The sequence below is a fragment of the Ramlibacter sp. WS9 genome (assembly GCF_003797765.1).
Taxonomy (GTDB): domain Bacteria; phylum Pseudomonadota; class Gammaproteobacteria; order Burkholderiales; family Burkholderiaceae_C; genus Ramlibacter.
This window is the reverse complement of record NZ_RKMB01000073.1, coordinates 1-2,411: the sequence shown is the minus strand read 5'-3', so window position 1 is coordinate 2,411 and position 2,411 is coordinate 1. Positions and strand designations below refer to the sequence as shown.

Genomic DNA, 2,411 nt, shown 5'->3' with positions numbered 1-2,411 from the left:
GTTGGACGAAGCCGCTACGCGGAGGAATCCCTCTCCTCGCTGGCACGATCTGTACTGCATGACGCTCCCTTCAATCCCGATGGGGGTGATTTTGCAGCAACTCGTGAGGATCAACCAGCATGGCTACTACCGTCCGCGAAGATTTCGATCGACGCTACCAATCTCACCTCAAGCACCTGAAGCTCCAGGGCCTGCAGCCCAAGACCATCGATGCCTATGCGCGCGGCATCCGGCGCATGGGCGAGTACTTCGACCGGCGCATCGACGATCTGTCCGAGGCGCAGCTCACCGACTACTTCAGCGACCTGATCGCCTCGCACTCCTGGAGCGCCGTCAAGCTCGACTTGTACGGCTACAAGTTCTACGTCACCCACGTGCTGCGCAAGCCGTGGACCCTACCCAACCTGATCAAGCCGCCCAAGGCACAACGCCTGCCCGACATCGTCACCGTCGATGAGGCCCAGCGCCTGTTCGCGGCCACCCGCATCCTGAGCTACCGCGTCTTCTTCTTCACCCTCTACAGCCTGGGGCTGCGCCTGGGCGAGGGCCTGGCCCTGACGGTGGCCGACATCGACGCGCAGCGCTGGCGCGTCCATGTCCGTGACGCCAAAGGCAACAAGGACCGCTTCGTGCCGCTGCCCGAGGCGACCCTGTCGGTGCTGCGCCGCTTCTGGCGCACCCATCGCAACGCGCAGCTGCTGTTTCCCAGCCGGCTCGGTGGACTGCGCGCCGCTGGCGCGGCCACCTCCACGCTGGACCGCGGCACCATCCAGGCTGCCCTGCACCGGGTCGTCAGCGACATCGGCCTCAAAAAAACATCACCCCGCACAGCCTGCGCCACAGCTATGCAACCCACCTGATCGAAGCCGGGGTCGATCTGCTGCAGGTGCAGAAGATCCTGGGCCACTACTCGATCCGCACCACCGCCCGCTATACCCACCTGACCACCCAGACCCACGAGCAGGCCGACGCCCGCATCGAGGCCCTGATGGCGCGCTTCACCATCGGCTGGGGAGCAGTGAAGTGATCACGCTGGCTTCGCTCATCGAGCGCTTCGAGGCAGACTGCCTCGCCAAGTACCACCACGCCCTGCTGCCCAGCCACCGCCAAGCCCTGGCGGCGATGAAGCGCTGTCGCACCCACATGGCCCCGCGCATGCTGGCGCAGTGTTCCGGCTGCCACGAGCAGCTCACGGTGCCACACTCCTGCGGCCATCGAAGCTGCCCGCACTGCCAGCACTTCGAGAGCCAGCGCTGGCTCGAGCGGCAGACCCAGCGCCTGGTGGCGGGCAGCTACTTCCTGGTCACCTTCACGCTGCCGGCCCAACTCAGGCCGCTGGCCTGGCAGCACCAGCGCATCGTCTACGACCTGCTGATGGACTGCGCCTGGCAGACCTTGCGCACCTTCAGCCAGAACCACCGGCACCTGCAGGGCAGCCCCGGCGCCATCGCCGTGCTGCACACCCACGGGCGCGACCTGCGGTTTCATCCCCATGTCCACCTGGTCATCCCCGGCGCCGCTCTGGACGCGGACAAGCGCCTGTGGCGAGTCTTGCCGGCCAAGGCGAAGTACCTGTTCAATGAAAAGGCACTGGCCAAGGTGTTTCGCGCCAAGCTGTTGGCGGCGCTGCACGAGCAGGGCTTTGCCGTGCCGGCGGTGCCGATGAAGTGGGTGGCCGATTGCACCCGCGTGGGCGACGGCCGCAAGGCCCTGGTGTATCTGGGTCGCTATCTCTATCGCGGCGTCATTCAGGAGCACGACATCGTCGGCTGCGACGGCGTGAGCGTCACCTATCGCTGGCGTGATGGCAAGAGCGGCAAGACCATGCTGCGCACGCTCAACGGCGCCACCTTCCTGTGGCTGGTGCTGCAGCACGTGCTGCCCAAAGGCTTTCGGCGCGCGCGCAACCACGGCTTCCTGCACCCGAACTGCAAGCGCCTGATCGCGCTGCTGCGGCTGCTGGTGTTCAGGCCGACAGCGTGTCCCGCGCAACCCACCCAGCGCCCCACGCTGGTGTGTCGCTGCTGCGGTGCGCCGATGGTCATCTTGAAGCGGCGCATCCCGTCGACATTGGGTGAGCCGCCGGGCGCCGTGGCGCAAGGAGCAGACCTGAGCACATAGAGCTGCATCTGGACATCGCCGCGCCCGGCACTTGAGCGTGCTGCGGATGCGCTCGGCCGCGATGCGGCTACGATAGAACAAATCGCCCACAAATCGGGATCAGCCGAGGGCAGGGCCGTCGCAACGACGGCCTGAGAAGTGGGATTGACCGCAACGGTCGATCACGGCCTCACCATGCGGCGTGAGGCTCGCGCAGATGTTTCCAGGCAACCAACACCATCGCGCTCGAACCGGGGCTTGTCCAACAGCCGGTTCAGATCGCGGCTAGCGCGATCTAACCTTATTCGTTA

3 protein-coding genes are annotated in these 2,411 nt (G+C 65.9%); all 3 read left to right on the top strand.

All coding sequences use genetic code 11. The features are described from left to right. Positions 1–119 precede the first annotated feature (119 nt). Genes EEB15_RS32905 through EEB15_RS32895 form a run of 3 tightly spaced genes read left to right on the top strand, consistent with a single transcriptional unit; the run spans position 120 to position 2,121 of the window. Positions 120–860 (top strand): site-specific integrase, encoded by a 741-nt coding sequence (locus EEB15_RS32905; RefSeq protein WP_141514212.1) that lies wholly within the window; start codon positions 120–122, stop codon positions 858–860. Positions 861–886: 26 nt separating this feature from the next. After that, positions 887–1,027 carry a hypothetical protein gene (locus EEB15_RS32900; RefSeq protein ID WP_199236697.1) on the top strand — a complete coding sequence of 47 codons (141 nt, stop codon included), beginning with the start codon at positions 887–889 and terminating at the stop codon, positions 1,025–1,027. Continuing rightward, the gene (locus EEB15_RS32895) at positions 1,024–2,121 is read left to right on the top strand and encodes a transposase (protein WP_141514210.1); all 1,098 of its coding nucleotides are present in this window, start codon (positions 1,024–1,026) and stop codon (positions 2,119–2,121) included. The genes EEB15_RS32900 and EEB15_RS32895 overlap by 4 nt, the downstream gene beginning before the upstream one ends. The last annotated feature ends 290 nt before the right edge of the window (positions 2,122–2,411 follow it).